The 270-nt window shown below is 67.0% G+C and carries 1 protein-coding gene; it reads right to left on the bottom strand.

The window, feature by feature from the left end:
• Positions 1-165 (bottom strand): thiolase family protein (locus ACPYOM_RS22565; RefSeq protein ID WP_481347673.1); only part of this gene is annotated, 165 nt, incomplete at its 3' end.
• Positions 166-270: the final 105 nt, after the last annotated feature.

The raw sequence follows: 270 nt of genomic DNA, 5'->3' as shown, positions 1-270 counted from the left end.
GCCCAGCACGACGTCCTCGACCTCGGCCGGGTCCAAACCGGCCCGGTCAACGGCGGCGGCGATCGCGTGGGCCGCCAGCTCGGGCCCGGTAGAGGATTTCAGCGTCCCTTTATACGCGCGGCCTATGGGCGTTCTCGCCGTCGAAACGACTACTGCCTCCCTCACAGCTGCACTTCCGAGGCCGTGGCTTCCCGCTCGGCGATGGCGATATACCGCCGCGTCTGCTCGAAGGCACTGTTGGTGAGCACTGAACCGGTCATGTCGCTGACC

This window comes from Monashia sp. HAY1-2A (assembly GCF_056755315.1).
The sequence above is the reverse complement of the archived record's forward strand: the minus strand, read 5'-3'. Positions and strand labels throughout refer to the sequence as shown.